Origin of the sequence: Streptococcus sp. CF8_St5-11 (genome assembly GCF_024295625.1) — a bacterium.
GTDB lineage: Bacteria > Bacillota > Bacilli > Lactobacillales > Streptococcaceae > Streptococcus.
The window spans coordinates 83,400-98,037 of record NZ_JANCOJ010000004.1 but is presented as its reverse complement, the minus strand read 5'-3'; the positions used below and the strand labels follow the sequence as shown (position 1 = coordinate 98,037).

The following is a 14,638-nucleotide window of genomic DNA, read 5'->3' as shown; positions in this document are numbered from 1 at the left end:
CCTTGACTAATTTGACAAAATTTTCGATGGTATTGATACCATCTGGCGTCCCGATACTTTCTGGATGGTATTGAAAACCATAAATCGGTAAGCTGCGGTGTTGAATTCCCATAATCGCTTGATCATCCGTCGTCCGAGAGGTAATGACAAAATCCTCTGGCATGGCTTCAATCGTCAGCGAATGATAGCGCATGACTGGGACTTCTTTTGCGACACCCGCGTATAGAGGAGAGGGAGCTTCTAGCTGGATCTGGCTTTGTTTGCCATGCATGACCTGTGGCGCCAATCCCAAGCGCCCTCCAAAAACTTCCGCAATCGCTTGATGTCCCAAGCAAATCCCCAAGATTGGTTTGACCCCTGCGAAATCTCGGATCATGTCCTCCATCTTGCCCGCATCCTTTGGCCAACCTGGACCTGGAGAAAAGACCAAGGCATCTGCTTCTTGGGCAACTTGGTACAGATCCGGATCATCATTTCGAAGCACTTGGACCTCATCAAATTTTCCGATATACTGTGCTAAATTGTAAGTAAATGAATCGTAATTATCGACTAATAAAATCATCCTTCTTCTCCAATCCTTGTCATCGATTTTGCCTTATTGACGGTTTCTTGGTATTCATTTTCAGCGATCGAATCATAAACGATTCCTGCTCCGGCCTGCACATAAGCCTTCTTATTTTTAAGGATCATGGTTCGAATCGCAATAGCAAAATCGAGATCCCCCGTCACAGAGAGATAGCCAATAGCCCCCGCATAGACCCCGCGTTTCTCTTTTTCTGCCTCATAGATTCGCTTCATGGCTCGAATCTTGGGAGCACCCGAAACGGTCCCAGCTGGAAGAGTCGCCTTCAGAGCCTCAATGGAGGCTAGTCCAGGAAGCAATTGACCCTTGACTACACTCGTCAGGTGCATGACATAACGGAAGAATTCCACTTCCATATATTTGGTCACTTCAACTGAACCATTTTGAGCAATACGACCAATATCGTTTCGCCCTAGATCCACCAACATCCGGTGTTCTGCAACTTCTTTTGGATCCCCTGCCAAATCAGCTGCCAATTGCCGATCAGCCTCTTCATCGATCCCTCTGGGACGTGTGCCCGCAATGGGATTGGTTGTCACCACTCGATCCTTGACCGACACCAGACTTTCTGGACTGGCACCGATAATTTGGTACTCCCCAAAATCATAAAAGTAGAGATAATTCGAAGGATTGGTCACGCGCAAATTGCGGTAATAATCTAGCGGTTTTCCTGAAAAATCAGCTGAAAAACGTTGACTGAGCACGCATTGGAACATATCTCCTTTTCGAATATAGTCCCGGGCTAAGGCCACCATTTCCTCAAACTCTTTTTGCTCCAAATGATTGTGGAAATGAAGCGCATGCAGGTCCTTGTCCTGAAACTCTTCCTTTGCAGGTCTTGCCAATTGTGCTAATACTTGCTCCAAGCTCGACGCTTGCTCTGCTTCACTTCGCCCACTATAGAGGTTCTCTTCCACCACATAGACCTTTTCCTTTTTGTGGTCAAAAATCACATAGCTTTCATATAAGAAAAAGTGAAGATCTGGTGTGCCGATCGTATCTTCAGGAATGGAACCAATGTTCTCATAGAGACCAATCAAGTCATAGCCGACAAATCCAATCGCCCCACCGTTAAAAGGAAGCTCTTCAGAAGTTTTCGTTTTGACCGTGATGCGATTCAAAAAGTCCAAAGGATCCTCTTCGATAATTTGATCATTGTAATAGAGGACACCATTTTCAAACTTGACTTCACTGACCGGCCGATAGGCTACAATTGAAAAACGCGCATTCTCTTTTTCACGAGGGATCGACTCCAAGATCATTTTTTGGGGCGCATCCAAACGCATATAAGCCAAAATTGGACTCAACACATCAGCAGATAAAACTTTTTTCATATCAGAAACCTCTCTTTTAGAACTCTTTTATTCTAATGAATTCAGCCGACCCATGTTTTTCTTGCTAAGGCGATCAAGGGTATCCCATCGCTCAATTCTCGCTTTGGGATCAATGTGCCTAAGCTCGCTTCGCTTGCTAAGGCACATAGAAAAGCCCTCACACAAAAACTGTGTGAGGGCGTAGTGTCCGCGGTACCACCTCTTTTATAGGGAAAAATAGCTGGTCTTTCCCTACATCTCTATCTCCTCTATCAAGGAGTTGCACGGTAAGGGGTGCCAACCGAATTCACATGGGTTAGAATTCATTAATCATAACAGTCCAATTTTCATCAGTCGCTATTGCTTGTTCACAATTCCCACAAGCTCCCTGAAAATAGCTGACTCATTACTTTTCTGTTGCTACCATTATAACCCTTTTTCTTAGAAAGTCAATAAAATTTTTAGTCTTTTTTTATACTTTTTTCTACACTTATTTAATAAAATCAGCTCAAAGAGCCCTAGCGGCCCGTCCTTTTTATCCCAACAATAGGATACTCAATAAAGCTAAAATTGCAGGACCACCTTGGGTCAAGATAATCTTTTTATTGGCTGTCATCGCACCGTAGGCCGCAGCTCCAATAATAAAGAGCACAAAAATCGTAACAACTTCACTATTTTTAGAGACAAACAATCCATACAAGAGGAACACACCAATCAAGGCATTGTATATCCCTTGATTCTTAAATAAAGAGGTCACAGATGGGCGAGCGAGTTCTTCTTTATCCATGTTGAAAACCCGACTTGTGGTATCAGATGTGGTTCTGATGCTCTCCAAATAAAAAATATATAAATGCTCCAGTGCAGCAAGACTCGCTAAAATAATCGTCAGTAATGACATCGTAGATTCTCCTTTTTATTCAACTGTTATTTGTTCAATGCCAGATACTAATTTGTCCAGCAGGTAAGAAAATTGCTCTTGTTCTTGAGTGGTCAAAATCCGACTCATCTGTTCTTTCACCGCCACATGATGGCGAGGAGGATGTTTGACCAAACGATTATAGGCCGTATCCGTCAAATGAATTAAGATTTCCCGCTGATTCTTTGGATTTCGACTCCGATGGACAAATCCTTCCTTTTCTAATATTTTGAAATGCCGGGTTAAAGCCGCTGGATCAATCTGCAAGCGTTCCTGAACCGCGATCTGATTGCAAGGCGCTTGTTCTAATAAATCCTGCAAAATTTGATAACGTGTTAAGCTAATCCCTAGGCGCTTTTCAAAGAGTTGCGTAGTTGATTGATCCGCCAAGCGTAGTTGGTAGAGCAAATCATTCATTTCTGCCATATTCCTTCTCCGTATTATTTTTGATAAATCAATAATTGACTAATCAATTATAAAACATTTTATATCCTCTTGCAAGAAAAAGAGCTTGCACTATTCTTGCGCACAAAAAAAGCCGCCTGATTTGGCGACTCTTAGGGAGATTATTATGAAAAAGAAAAGTTTTAGGATTTTTCTAAACAAAGTTAGGAGGTCTTTGTTTATGCTTCTATTATAGCGGACATTTCTTAAAGAAAGCTTACGACTTTATTTCAAAATGAAAACAAATTCTTTACAGATTCTTTTCAGCGTTTAAAATACCTGGAATATCTAGTAAGGTGTTCATCTGATGATTGCCTTGATAGTCAGACGTCAAAAAATTGATACTCTGAATCTGGCTATTTCTTGCAAAGTCAATATCCAGGCTCCGATCCCCAATATAGTAGGTATTTTCTGGCTCCACCCCGTACTTCTCCATCAGATACCTGGCAGCTTCTGGGTCAGGCTTGCGGGCAAAACCACTTTGACTGGTCAAAATCTCTGTAAAAAAAGATTCCAAGCCCAAGTCCCGCAGGATGACCAAGGCATTCTCTCCCTTATGGGTATAGACAAACTGCTCAATTCCAGCATCCTTCGCCCAGGACAGGACATCACGCGCCCCATCCATCAGAAGGACCTGGGCATTTTTCTCTGCTAGACTTTCTGCTCGGCGACGATTCAAGTCAGTTACATCCAGATGATACTCCTCCGCCACGGCTACTAAAAGATCTTGAACCGAATGCTTCAAGATGAAATCTTTAATGCTGGCTCGGTCAAAGGGAAGCTGATAAGTTGCATAGGTCTCCTCAAGACCTGCCAGAATAGCATCATAGGAATCTAGCAAGGTCCCATCCAAATCCCAAATAAAGGCTCGTTTTGTCATTTTTTCTTCTCTCCTACTTTTCGTCTATATAGCTGACTCAAAAATAGCCAACGGAAGCCATTGTCGAGCAGCGTCCCCGTCCAGACCCCTGGAAGGCCAAAGCCAAGGGTTACTCCAAGCAGATAACCGGCTCCAATTCGAATGACCCACATGCCAATCGTCGTCGCATAAAATGGAAGCTTCCCATTTCCCAAGCCTTGCCAAACAGCTGTATAGATGACTGTCCCTGCCGTAAACGGCGTTCCCAACAAAGAAAAGAGGACAACCGATAAACTAGCTTCTACTGCTTTTGTATCTTGGGTGTAGAGATGGGTCAGAAGGGTGCCCCCAAAAAAGATTCCCAAGGCAATAGGTAACATTAAGACAAAGGACAGCCAGTAAGACTGCTTTCGAAGGCGAGCAATCTGCTCAAGATCACCTTCACCTAGGCTCCGTGCCACGAGCATGACCGTCGCTGTGGCCACTCCAAATACAGGCATATAGTTAAACTGGGTCAAGGTCTCTCCGATGGCATTTCCTGCGACTGCCTCGGTCCCAAAAGCAACCACGATCGCAATGATCACCACATCTCCAGCTCGCATCATCAGCCGCTCCCCGGCAGCTGGAAGCGCTAAGTTCAAGAGCTTACGATCCAATCCCCAACCAAGGGGGGCAAAGGGTAGCTGGACCTTTTGCCACAAGAGGATGACGCCCACCAGACGGGCCAGCACTGTCCCCAAAGCTGCACCAACAATGCCCCAACCAAAAAGGAAAATGGCTACAGAGGAGAACAGAGCGTTTAATAGATTGGTCAACAGGCTCACATACATAGGAAGACGTGGATTGTTGGCCACCCGAACCAAGGAGCCCAAGGTCGTCATCAATCCTAAGAGAACTATGGTCCCGCCAACCAAGGAAAGGTAAATCCCCCCGCTTTCGGCTACTGCAGCTTCAGTCCCCAACAGCGAAATCATCTGGCGTCCAAATAACAGCGAAGCCCCTCCTAGGAGAGCACTCAACAACAAGGTCACCTTCAGTGACTCTGTCGCATGGTAGGCAATGGTTTCTTTATTTTTTTCACCCAAGCTTTTGGACATGACACTGGCAACTGCCGCACCCAGTGCCAAAAAGATGGCTTGATAGATCGTGATGATATTCCCTGCGACGGAAACACCTGAAATGGCAATCAAGCCCAGGTGAGCCACTAAATAAGAGTCCACCATGCCCATCAGCATTTGTAAGAAATTTTCACCCATGGCAGGAAGAGCGATATTTAAGATTTTTTTGTATGAATTCATGCGTATATAAAAGAGCCAAACGGCTCTTTTGATCTTTCTAATACAGAGAATTAAAGTCCCAAGTAGTCTTCTACGGCTGCTTGCATGTCTTTGGCTGCCACGCTTGTACGATGGCGAACCGGTGCAGTTTCAAGGCCGTCTACAGCCGGTGGCACAGGAACACCTGAGAGTGTGTGTAATTTAGCCAAGGCTTCGAAATCACCTAGACCTGTCTCGCCTGTCACCGCTTCTACTGCTACAACTGGGAATTTATAAGGACTGGCTGTAGAGGCAATGACTGTTTTAGCAGCATCCCCTGTTTGGCTAAGGTATTTTTGATAAACGGCTGATGCTACAGCTGTATGAGGGTCTTCGATGTAATCAGACGCTTCATAGACCCGCTTGATCTCTGCAGCAGTTTCTGCTTCATCTGCGTATGCAGCCGCAAACAAATCTAAGATTTCTTCATCAAAGTTGGACAATTGGTATTGACCTGTTGCAACGAGGCTTTCCATCAACTCTTTGGTCTTTGTAGCATCATTGCCTACCAAGTGGAAGATCAAGCGTTCCAAGTTTGAAGAGACCAAGATATCCATCGATGGACTGGTGGTCACCTTGAACTCACGTTTCTTATCATAGACATGTGTTTTGAAGAAGTCTGTCAAGACATTGTTTTCATTTGACGCACAGATCAATTTTCCAACTGGAAGACCGATTTGTTTGGCATAGAAAGCTGCCAAGATATTTCCAAAGTTCCCTGTTGGAACAGTGAAGTTGACTTTTTCTCCAGCTGTGATTTGACCTGTCTTCACCAATTGCGCGTAGGCATATACGTAATAAACAATTTGAGGTACCAAACGGCCGATATTCATAGAGTTAGCTGATGAAAATTGTAACTTGTTGGCTGCCAATTTTTCACGTAGTTCAACATCGTTGAACATATGTTTGACATTCGTTTGGGCATCGTCAAAGTTTCCATCGATAGCGATCACATGAGTATTGTCCCCAGTCTGAGTGGTCATTTGCAACTCTTGTACCTTGCTGACACCGTCTTTTGGATAAAAGACGATAATTTCAGTACCTGGAACATCCGCAAATCCTGCCATGGCAGCTTTCCCAGTATCTCCAGAAGTCGCGGTTAAGATGACAATCTTGTTTTCCAGACCGTGCTTCTTGGCAGCTGTCGTCATAAAGTAAGGCAAGATCGACAAAGCCATATCTTTAAAGGCAATGGTTGAACCGTGGAAAAGTTCCAAGTTGTATTGGCCATCGAGTTTGACAAGAGGCGCAATGACTGGTGTATCAAACTTGCTATCATAGGCGTTGGTAATACAGTAGTCCAACTCTTCTGCTGTAAAGTCATCCAAAAAAGCTGACAAAACAAGCTTAGCCACTTCTTGGTAAGACGCGTCTTTGAGGGTATCAAAATCCAGCTCCACTTGAGGATAAGAGACCGGAGTAAACAAACCGCCATCTGTCGCCAATCCTTGAAGGATGGCTTGACTAGCTGTTACAGTATTTTTTTCATCTCGTGTTGATTGGTAAACTAATGTCATGACTGATTCATTCCTTTACTTGTTATCTTCTCATTATATCATAAATGTCAGAAAATTTAACGGCTTTTCGCCAAATCTTGGCAAAGGTCGGCAAACAGAAGCTAGATAAAAGAGAGCAGGCGCAACGATTTTGCCCCTACTCCCATGCGAATCTGTTTTTCAGGTGTCTGCAAGACTTGATCAAGCCAATCCCAACTCTGCTAAAACAGAAGGGAAGTCTTTCTTCAAGCTTTCAAGAGCTACCGTTACTTCTTGACGAGTTTGGTTATTTTTCACAGTAACTTGACCGCTCTCAACTTCACTACTTCCTAAGGTAATCAAGGCTTTGGCCGCAAAGACATCTGCTGACTTAAATTGTGCCTTGAGCTTACGCCCAAGATAGTCACGTTCTGCCTTGAAACCTTGGATTCGAAGGGCTTGAACCAAGCTAAGCGCTGCTTCATTGGCCTCATCTCCTAGAACGGCAATATAAGCATCTAATCCTGTTTCGATCGGTAATTCAATGCCTTTCTTTTCAAGAACGAGAAGGATCCGTTCCACACCGATACCAAATCCAAAACCAGCTGTCGCAGGACCACCGAAGTATTCCACCAAACCATCATAGCGACCACCCGCACAGACTGTCAATTCATTGCCTTCAATTTCTGTAATGAACTCAAAAATCGTGTGGTTGTAGTAATCCAAGCCACGCACCATATTGGTATCGATGACGTAGGCCACCCCCAAGTCTTCTAACATCCGACGAACCGCATCAAAATGAGCTTGGCTTTCTTCGTCTAGATAGTCTAGGATGGAAGGAGCCTGTTCAACCGCCGCCTTGTCTTCTTTTTCTTTTGAATCCAAGACACGAAGCGGATTTTCTTCTAAACGACGTTGGCTGTCCTTTGACAATTGATCCTTCATTGGCAAGAGATAATCAATCAAGGCTTGACGATAAGCCTGACGACTGGCAGGGCTTCCCAAGGTGTTCAAGTGCAAGGTTACATTGTCAATCCCTAATTCTTTCAGGAATTGCGCTGCCATGGCAATGGTTTCGACATCCGTTGCAGGATTGCTCGATCCAAAGCATTCTACCCCAATTTGGTGGAATTGACGCAAACGTCCTGCTTGAGGACGTTCATAGCGGAACATTGGGCCTATGTAATAGAACTTACTTGGTTTTTGTACCTCAGGCGCAAAGAGTTTATTTTCTACATAGGAGCGGACAACAGGAGCTGTTCCTTCTGGACGAAGCGTGATATGACGATCTCCCTTGTCATAGAAGTCATACATTTCTTTGGTAACGATATCCGTCGTATCCCCTACTGAACGGCTGATGACTTCATAATGTTCGAAGATCGGTGTGCGGATTTCATCATAATTGTATCGCGCAAAGACCTTGCGTGCAAAGCCTTCTACATATTGCCATTTCGCTGAATCGCCAGGAAGGATATCCTGGGTCCCTTTTGGTTTTTGTAATTTCATAGCCTTCATCCTTTGTCTTACTTTTGCCTCTATTTTACCACAAATTCGAAGAGAAATGGAGGCTGGACCGCATTTCCTTTGTCCCACACGTTTAAATCATCGTTCTCTTCTTGCCTTATCAGCCGAATTATGAGAAAATGGAAGCCATACTACACTGAAAGGATCTTGCGATGAGAGAGGATATCAAAATCAATGACCGCGCCCTCGCACTAGAGAAGTCGTTAATCGAAAAATTGGAGCTTGTATTTGATACCGATGTTGAGTTAGATATCTATAACCTAGGACTGATCTACGAGATCCATCTAGATGAAGCCGGTACTTGCAAGGTGGTCATGACCTTCACCGATACGGCTTGTAGCTGTGCTGAGAGCCTTCCGATCGAAATCGTCGCTCGCCTAAAAGAAATTGAGGGGATCGAAGATGTCAAGGTTGAAGTGACTTGGTCACCCGCTTGGAAAATTACACGAATCAGCCGATACGGGCGCATCGCCCTTGGCCTTCCGCCACGATAATAAGCATTGCCTTTTTAAAAATGCAGTCAACTAATGAAGGAATGCCTCTTTGGAAATCCAATCCACAATAAAAAAACGAGGAACACCAGCTCTGCCATCAGAGTCTGTTCCTCGTTTTTTATGATGATTGAATCCATTAAAACTTTTTCAACACCAGAATGGACTAAGCCTCATCAGCTTTTGGTTCTGGAAGGATTTGATACAACACAATCCCAAGAATGGTTGACGTTGCGACACCAGTGATTTGAAGACCACCGAGGTCAATCATCAAACCACCGATCCCTGATACCAAGATCACACTTGCAATCAAGAGATTCTTTTTATTATCAAAATCAATCTTATGTTCAACTAAAATTTTCAAACCACTAGCAGCGATAACCCCAAAGAGGGCAATAGACAAACCTCCCAATACAGGAGTTGGAATAGAGTGCAAGAGTGCTGATAGCTTCCCAATAAAGCTCATGACAACCGCAATCACTGCTGCGCCTGAAATAACGTAAACTGAGTAGACCTTACTAAGGGCCATCACCCCAATGTTTTCCCCATAAGAAGTTACTGGAGGAGCTCCAAAGAATCCAGCAATAATCTGTGCCAAGCCATCACCAGTAAGCGTATGGTCTAGCCCTGGATCCTTGAAATAATCACGCTCCGTCAAACTATTTAAAACCATGAGATGACCAAAATGTTCCGTCATGGTCACAAAGGCAATCGGAGCCATGGTCAAAATCGCACTTGGATAGAGTTTAAAGCTATAATCCACAAATGGAATGTCAAAGTTTGGAACTTGAAGCCAATGCGCCGCACTTACCTCTGAGAAATTGACAAAACTATGTCCTGTCAGCAAACCAAGAGCCACTGAGAAAATATAGCCCACAATTAATCCAAGTAAAATTGGGACGACACCGACAATCTTCTTGCCATACATGTTAAAGAGGATAACCGCAAAGAGGGTCACCATCGAAATCAATAGAGCATAACCGCTATAGCTTTTATTTAAGGTTGTCGCATCAGTGACTGCATTCGCCGCAAGACTCAAACCAATTACCATGATAATGGGGCCAACCACGATTGGTGGAAGGACCTTATTAATCCAGTCTTTCCCCGCATGCTTAACAATCAGAGCTACAAACAAGTAGACCAAGCCACCCGCCATAGCACCTTGGGCAACTGCTGCGATTCCATCAGTCTTCATCAACATCTGCATAGCAGCAATATAAGCAAAACTAGACCCCATGTAAGCAGGAATCTTATACTTGGTCACGGTCAAGTGAGCCAAGGTCCCCAAACCAGATGAGAACAAAGCAATGGCAGGATCAATCCCAACCAAAATCGGCACCAGCACTGTCGCCCCAAACATGGCAAACAAATGCTGGAAAGATAAACCAACCAATAAACCAGGTTTTGGCATATCATTCACATCATATTTAACGTCATTCACGATCGTAAAAACCTCCTAAAATTAAGATGCGACAAGCTATGGCTGAACAAAAACGTCTACCTTCGATGACCAAATCTTAAGGATACACTCCCTGCTTCCATCATCGACGATTTCTTTTTTATCAAACCACTTTTCAATATACAAAAAAATCCCCCACAACAAGGAGATACACAAAATATAGGCTGGTCTTCCCAGGCCTTTCATTTCCATAGCTCCTTGCCTGCCTCTCTGGACAGTATTAAAGGATTGATTCGATTAGTCACAATTATAGCAAATTATAGACGGATTTACAAGAAAAATGACAGATGATACACTCAAATCCCCCCAAAAGTAATATTCATACGCTTCAGCGACAGGGTTGAAAATAGCCACTCTGAGACAAAAAAGAGGCTGGGACAAAAGTCCTAGCCTCTCAATTATTTTTGAATTGTCGAGCAAGACGCAGTGGTTGAGTGGGCTCTACTACGCTGATCCCATCAGCTTTTACAGCCCTACTCAACTGTGCGGAGGTGGAACGACGAAATCGAATTCTAACGAATTACCGATTTCTGTCCCACTCTCTCTTTGGACAAAGTCGTCCATCCAATTACTGTTTACCAGACTGTTCCATATTCCAGAAGTCGGTTACAGCACCACGTGAGGCTGAAGAAACGATGTGAGCATATTTACCCAGAACCCCACGGCTATACAGTGGTGGCAAGGTTGTTTCTGCCTTGCGTTTCGCCAATTCTTCGTCTGAAACGTGCATGGTGATTTCTTTGGTATCTTGGTCAACCGTTACCAGATCTCCTGTGCGGAGGTAGGCGATTGGACCGCCGACCTGAGCTTCAGGCGCGATGTGTCCAACAACGAGACCATAAGTACCACCAGAGAATCGTCCGTCTGTCAAGAGGGCCACCTTGTCTCCTTGGCCTTTCCCAACGATCATAGATGACAAGGACAGCATTTCCGGCATACCAGGACCACCCTTAGGACCTACGAAACGGACAACGACAACGTCGCCATCCACAATTTCATCCGAAAGAACGGCTTCAATGGCAGCCTCTTCTGAGTCAAAGACCTTAGCAGGGCCCGTGATGTTACGAACTTTCACACCTGATACTTTGGCAACCGCCCCTTCTGGAGCCAAGTTCCCTTTCAAGATGATCAATGGACCATCCGCACGTTTTGGATTTTCAAGTGGCATGATAACTTTTTGACCTGGTGTCAAATCAGCGAAGGCTTCTAAGTTCTCAGCCACCGTTTTACCAGTACATGTGATGCGATCTCCGTGAAGGAAACCATTCTTAAGAAGGTATTTCATGACGGCTGGCACACCACCGACATTGTAAAGGTCTTGGAAGACGTATTTCCCTGAAGGTTTCAGGTCTGCCAAGTGAGGCACACGCTCTTGGAAATCGTTGAAGTCTTCCAGCGTCAAGTCCACATTAGCTGCGTGAGCGATCGCAAGCAAGTGAAGGGTCGCATTAGTAGAACCACCAAGCGCCATGGTCACTGTAATCGCATCTTCAAAGGCTTCACGGGTCAAGATGTCAGATGGCTTGAGTCCCATTTCAAGCATTTTCACAACTGCACGACCCGCTTCTTCGATATCGGCCTTCTTATCCGCTGATTCAGCAGGGTGAGAAGAGGAACCTGGTAAGCTCAACCCAAGGACCTCGATCGCTGTCGCCATGGTATTGGCCGTATACATCCCACCACAGCCACCAGGGCCAGGGCAGGCGTTGCATTCCAGTTGCTTCACCTCTTCAGCCGTCATATCGCCGTGATTCCATTTCCCAATTCCTTCGAAAACCGAAACCAGGTCGATATCTTTTCCATCAAGATTCCCTGGGGCAATAGTCCCACCGTAGGCAAAGATCGCTGGGATATCCATATTGGCAATGGCAATCATCGAACCAGGCATGTTCTTATCACAGCCCCCGATGGCTACAAAAGCATCAACGTTGTGACCACCCATCGCTGCTTCGATAGAATCCGCAATGATATCGCGAGATGTTAGGGAGAAGCGCATACCAGGAGTCCCCATAGCAATCCCGTCCGCAACCGTAATGGTCCCAAATTGGACTGGCCAAGCACCTGCATCTTTCACACCTTCTTTAGCCAATTTTCCAAAATCGTGAAGGTGGATGTTACAAGGGGTATTTTCCGCCCATGTCGAAATCACTCCAACAATCGGTTTCTCAAAACTTTCATCGGTCATTCCCGTCGCGCGAAGCATGGCACGGTTGGGAGATTTTACCATGCTATCGTAGACACTACTACGATGGCGTTTGTCTAATTCTGTCATGTCATTCCTCTCGTTTCATTTTTTACCATTATAGCATAAAAGAAGGCCCAACGACAGAAGAAAATTCTTGAATTTTCAGACAATTCAGCTTGCTCGCTTTCTTGCTAAAATAATTTACAGTTATATCTTGACTTTTGTTAGCAAAGTGATATCATTTAGATATCACAAAGAAAGAAGGGTTCGTCCCATGGAAGAAAAAATTTTAACCCAAAAGAAAAACGGCTTAGCTACCCTTATAGGCTTGCTAGTTGGGGATCTCGTCTTAGTTTTAGCATTTATTAGTGCGATTGCTAGTCTACCAGAAGGTTTTCCACTTGCGATTGCAGTTATTACCTGTATTTTTCTCTTTATTGCTAGTCTGGTGTGCTATGCGGGGATCAAAATCATTAAACCGCAAGAGGCCTTGGTTTTGACCTTGTTTGGGAACTATATTGGAACCATTCGAGAAGCGGGTATTTACTTTGTCAACCCCTTCTGTGTCGCTGTCAATCCTGCCAATAACACCCGCTTGGGCCAAAGTGGTGATGTCACCACCAAGTCACCCATGTCTGTCCGTAAAACAGCAGAAGGTAACAATATTTCTATCGAGACAGGTAAAAAAAATATTTCCTTAAAAGTGATGACCTTGAACAACTCTCGTCAGAAGATTAATGACTGTTTGGGAAATCCTGTAGAAATCGGTATTGCAGTCACTTGGCGTGTAGTGGATACGGCTAAAGCAGTCTTCAATGTGGATAACTACAAAGAATATCTCTCATTGCAGTGTGATAGTGCTCTTCGTAATATTGTCCGTATCTATCCTTATGATGTAGCTCCTAATGTCGATACGACAGGAGACGGCCAGGCAGATGAGGGTAGCCTAAGAGGCTCCAGTGAAATTGTGGCCAGTCGTATTCGAGAAGAGATTCAAGCACGTGTAAAAGATGCTGGACTCGAAATTCTAGAAGCTCGTATTACCTACTTGGTCTATGCTCCAGAAATCGCAGCTGTCATGCTTCAACGCCAACAAGCTTCTGCCATTATCGATGCGCGGAAGATGATTGTCGACGGAGCAGTTGGGATGGTTGAAATGGCCCTTGAACGCCTGAGCGAAGGAGAGATTGTAGAGCTAGACGAAGAACGGAAGGCTGCCATGGTTTCGAACCTTCTTGTCGTTCTCTGTGGCAATCATGATGCACAACCAATTGTTAATACGGGAAGTCTCTATTAAGAATGACTGACCAAAAGAAAAAACAGATTCCACTTAGATTGTCAGCCAAGTTATATGCTGCTATCGCATCATGGGCAGAAGATGACTTTCGATCGGTCAATGGGCAGATCGAGTACCTGCTGACAGAATGTGTCAAACAACGAAAAAAGGATGGCAAATACGTTTCGGAAACGATTGATGAGCCATTTGAAATAGACCTTTAAGGAGAACTCCTGTTCCATTTGATGGGGCGGGAGATTTTTTTAACAATTTTTTGTCAAGTAACTTTACTTTACAAAAAAGTTTTGTTATACTGTTAAAGTTGATGAAAATCAAACCTAATTGAATTTATATCTTAAAAGGAGAAAAACGAAATGGCAGTACCTGCACGTCGCACATCAAAAGCGAAGAAAAACAAACGTCGTACGCACTACAAAGTAACAGCTCCATCTGTAAACTTTGACGAAGCAACTGGAGATTACTCACGTTCACACCGTGTATCACTTAAAGGATACTACAAAGGACGTAAGATCGCTAAAGCTGCATCAGCTGAATAATAGAAGGGAGATACCATGCGCGTAAATATTACACTTGAACACAAAGAATCTGGTGAACGCTTGTACCTTACTTCTAAAAACAAACGTAACACTCCAGACCGTCTTCAATTGAAGAAATACTCACCAAAACTTCGCAAACACGTCGTGTTTACAGAAGTTAAATAATTGAGTTTAAAAAGTCGTTGAAAATCAATTTCAACGACTTTTTTCTTTTTGCCAAATGCGAACTATTGCACTAAA

The 14,638-nt window shown here is 44.2% G+C and carries 14 protein-coding genes and 1 pseudogene; 5 read left to right on the top strand and 10 right to left on the bottom strand.

Annotation, left to right across the window (positions count from 1 at the left end; all coding sequences use genetic code 11):
- Position 1 precedes the first annotated feature (1 nt).
- The 8 genes and pseudogenes from NMM13_RS08585 to hisS all read right to left on the bottom strand — a co-directional run.
- Positions 2-562, bottom strand: a pseudogene (locus NMM13_RS08585) (aminodeoxychorismate/anthranilate synthase component II); the annotation flags it as partial.
- Positions 559-1,917 (bottom strand): anthranilate synthase component I, encoded by a 1,359-nt coding sequence (gene trpE, locus NMM13_RS08580; protein ID WP_254728465.1) that lies wholly within the window; start codon positions 1,915-1,917, stop codon positions 559-561. The gene trpE and the pseudogene NMM13_RS08585, both read right to left, overlap by 4 nt.
- 514 nt (positions 1,918-2,431) lie before the next feature.
- Entirely contained in the window at positions 2,432-2,794 is a 363-nt protein-coding gene (locus NMM13_RS08575; protein ID WP_003009544.1) for a DUF1304 domain-containing protein, read from the bottom strand.
- A 15-nt stretch (positions 2,795-2,809) separates the two neighbouring features.
- Complete coding sequence (locus NMM13_RS08570) at positions 2,810-3,238, bottom strand: MarR family winged helix-turn-helix transcriptional regulator (RefSeq protein WP_254728464.1); 429 nt, start codon at positions 3,236-3,238, stop codon at positions 2,810-2,812.
- A gap of 268 nt (positions 3,239-3,506) precedes the next feature.
- Entirely contained in the window at positions 3,507-4,136 is a 630-nt protein-coding gene (locus NMM13_RS08565) for an HAD-IA family hydrolase (RefSeq protein ID WP_254728463.1), read from the bottom strand.
- Positions 4,133-5,413: an MATE family efflux transporter gene (locus NMM13_RS08560; protein ID WP_254728462.1), complete on the bottom strand. Its 1,281-nt coding sequence runs from the start codon at positions 5,411-5,413 to the stop codon at positions 4,133-4,135. The genes NMM13_RS08565 and NMM13_RS08560 overlap by 4 nt, the downstream gene beginning before the upstream one ends.
- Before the next feature lie 50 nt (positions 5,414-5,463).
- The gene (gene thrC, locus NMM13_RS08555) at positions 5,464-6,948 is read right to left on the bottom strand and encodes a threonine synthase (protein ID WP_254728461.1); all 1,485 of its coding nucleotides are present in this window, start codon (positions 6,946-6,948) and stop codon (positions 5,464-5,466) included.
- Positions 6,949-7,128: 180 nt separating this feature from the next.
- A complete protein-coding gene (gene hisS, locus NMM13_RS08550) occupies positions 7,129-8,412 on the bottom strand; it encodes a histidine--tRNA ligase (protein WP_070594351.1) in 1,284 nt (427 codons plus the stop codon).
- 170 nt (positions 8,413-8,582) lie between these two features.
- On the opposite strand from hisS, the gene NMM13_RS08545 reads away from it, so the two are divergent.
- Entirely contained in the window at positions 8,583-8,924 is a 342-nt protein-coding gene (locus NMM13_RS08545) for a metal-sulfur cluster assembly factor (protein ID WP_254728460.1), read from the top strand.
- 163 nt (positions 8,925-9,087) lie between these two features.
- Here the strand turns inward: NMM13_RS08545 and NMM13_RS08540 are convergent, their stop codons facing one another.
- Both NMM13_RS08540 and ilvD read right to left on the bottom strand, forming a co-directional pair.
- Positions 9,088-10,362 (bottom strand): solute carrier family 23 protein, encoded by a 1,275-nt coding sequence (locus NMM13_RS08540; protein WP_254728459.1) that lies wholly within the window; start codon positions 10,360-10,362, stop codon positions 9,088-9,090.
- A 586-nt stretch (positions 10,363-10,948) separates the two neighbouring features.
- Positions 10,949-12,652, bottom strand: coding sequence for a dihydroxy-acid dehydratase (ilvD, locus tag NMM13_RS08535; RefSeq protein ID WP_254728458.1), 1,704 nt, complete (start codon positions 12,650-12,652; stop codon positions 10,949-10,951).
- 187 nt (positions 12,653-12,839) lie between these two features.
- On the opposite strand from ilvD, the gene NMM13_RS08530 reads away from it, so the two are divergent.
- The 4 genes from NMM13_RS08530 to rpmG all read left to right on the top strand — a co-directional run bounded on the left by NMM13_RS08530 (position 12,840) and on the right by rpmG (position 14,563).
- A complete protein-coding gene (locus NMM13_RS08530; RefSeq protein ID WP_254728457.1) occupies positions 12,840-13,862 on the top strand; it encodes an SPFH domain-containing protein in 1,023 nt (340 codons plus the stop codon).
- A 2-nt stretch (positions 13,863-13,864) separates the two neighbouring features.
- Positions 13,865-14,065 carry a PTS ascorbate transporter subunit IIC gene (locus NMM13_RS08525; protein ID WP_254728456.1) on the top strand — a complete coding sequence of 67 codons (201 nt, stop codon included), beginning with the start codon at positions 13,865-13,867 and terminating at the stop codon, positions 14,063-14,065.
- Between the two features lie 150 nt (positions 14,066-14,215).
- The gene (rpmF, locus tag NMM13_RS08520) at positions 14,216-14,398 is read left to right on the top strand and encodes a 50S ribosomal protein L32 (RefSeq protein ID WP_003009516.1); all 183 of its coding nucleotides are present in this window, start codon (positions 14,216-14,218) and stop codon (positions 14,396-14,398) included.
- Positions 14,399-14,413: 15 nt separating this feature from the next.
- The gene (gene rpmG / locus NMM13_RS08515; protein ID WP_001265622.1) at positions 14,414-14,563 is read left to right on the top strand and encodes a 50S ribosomal protein L33; all 150 of its coding nucleotides are present in this window, start codon (positions 14,414-14,416) and stop codon (positions 14,561-14,563) included.
- Positions 14,564-14,638: the final 75 nt, after the last annotated feature.

Bases quoted from the DNA above. Each gene is read 5' to 3' on its own strand.
- trpE (WP_254728465.1), bottom strand. From the start codon at position 1,917: ATGAAAAAAGTTTTATCTGCTGATGTGTTGAGTCCAATTTTGGCTTAT.
- NMM13_RS08575 (WP_003009544.1), bottom strand. From the start codon at position 2,794: ATGTCATTACTGACGATTATTTTAGCGAGTCTTGCTGCACTGGAGCAT.
- NMM13_RS08570 (WP_254728464.1), bottom strand. From the start codon at position 3,238: ATGGCAGAAATGAATGATTTGCTCTACCAACTACGCTTGGCGGATCAA.
- NMM13_RS08565 (WP_254728463.1), bottom strand. From the start codon at position 4,136: ATGACAAAACGAGCCTTTATTTGGGATTTGGATGGGACCTTGCTAGAT.
- NMM13_RS08560 (WP_254728462.1), bottom strand. From the start codon at position 5,413: ATGAATTCATACAAAAAAATCTTAAATATCGCTCTTCCTGCCATGGGT.
- thrC (WP_254728461.1), bottom strand. From the start codon at position 6,948: ATGACATTAGTTTACCAATCAACACGAGATGAAAAAAATACTGTAACA.
- hisS (WP_070594351.1), bottom strand. From the start codon at position 8,412: ATGAAATTACAAAAACCAAAAGGGACCCAGGATATCCTTCCTGGCGAT.
- NMM13_RS08545 (WP_254728460.1), top strand. From the start codon at position 8,583: ATGAGAGAGGATATCAAAATCAATGACCGCGCCCTCGCACTAGAGAAG.
- ilvD (WP_254728458.1), bottom strand. From the start codon at position 12,652: ATGACAGAATTAGACAAACGCCATCGTAGTAGTGTCTACGATAGCATG.
- NMM13_RS08530 (WP_254728457.1), top strand. From the start codon at position 12,840: ATGGAAGAAAAAATTTTAACCCAAAAGAAAAACGGCTTAGCTACCCTT.
- NMM13_RS08525 (WP_254728456.1), top strand. From the start codon at position 13,865: ATGACTGACCAAAAGAAAAAACAGATTCCACTTAGATTGTCAGCCAAG.
- rpmF (WP_003009516.1), top strand. From the start codon at position 14,216: ATGGCAGTACCTGCACGTCGCACATCAAAAGCGAAGAAAAACAAACGT.
- rpmG (WP_001265622.1), top strand. From the start codon at position 14,414: ATGCGCGTAAATATTACACTTGAACACAAAGAATCTGGTGAACGCTTG.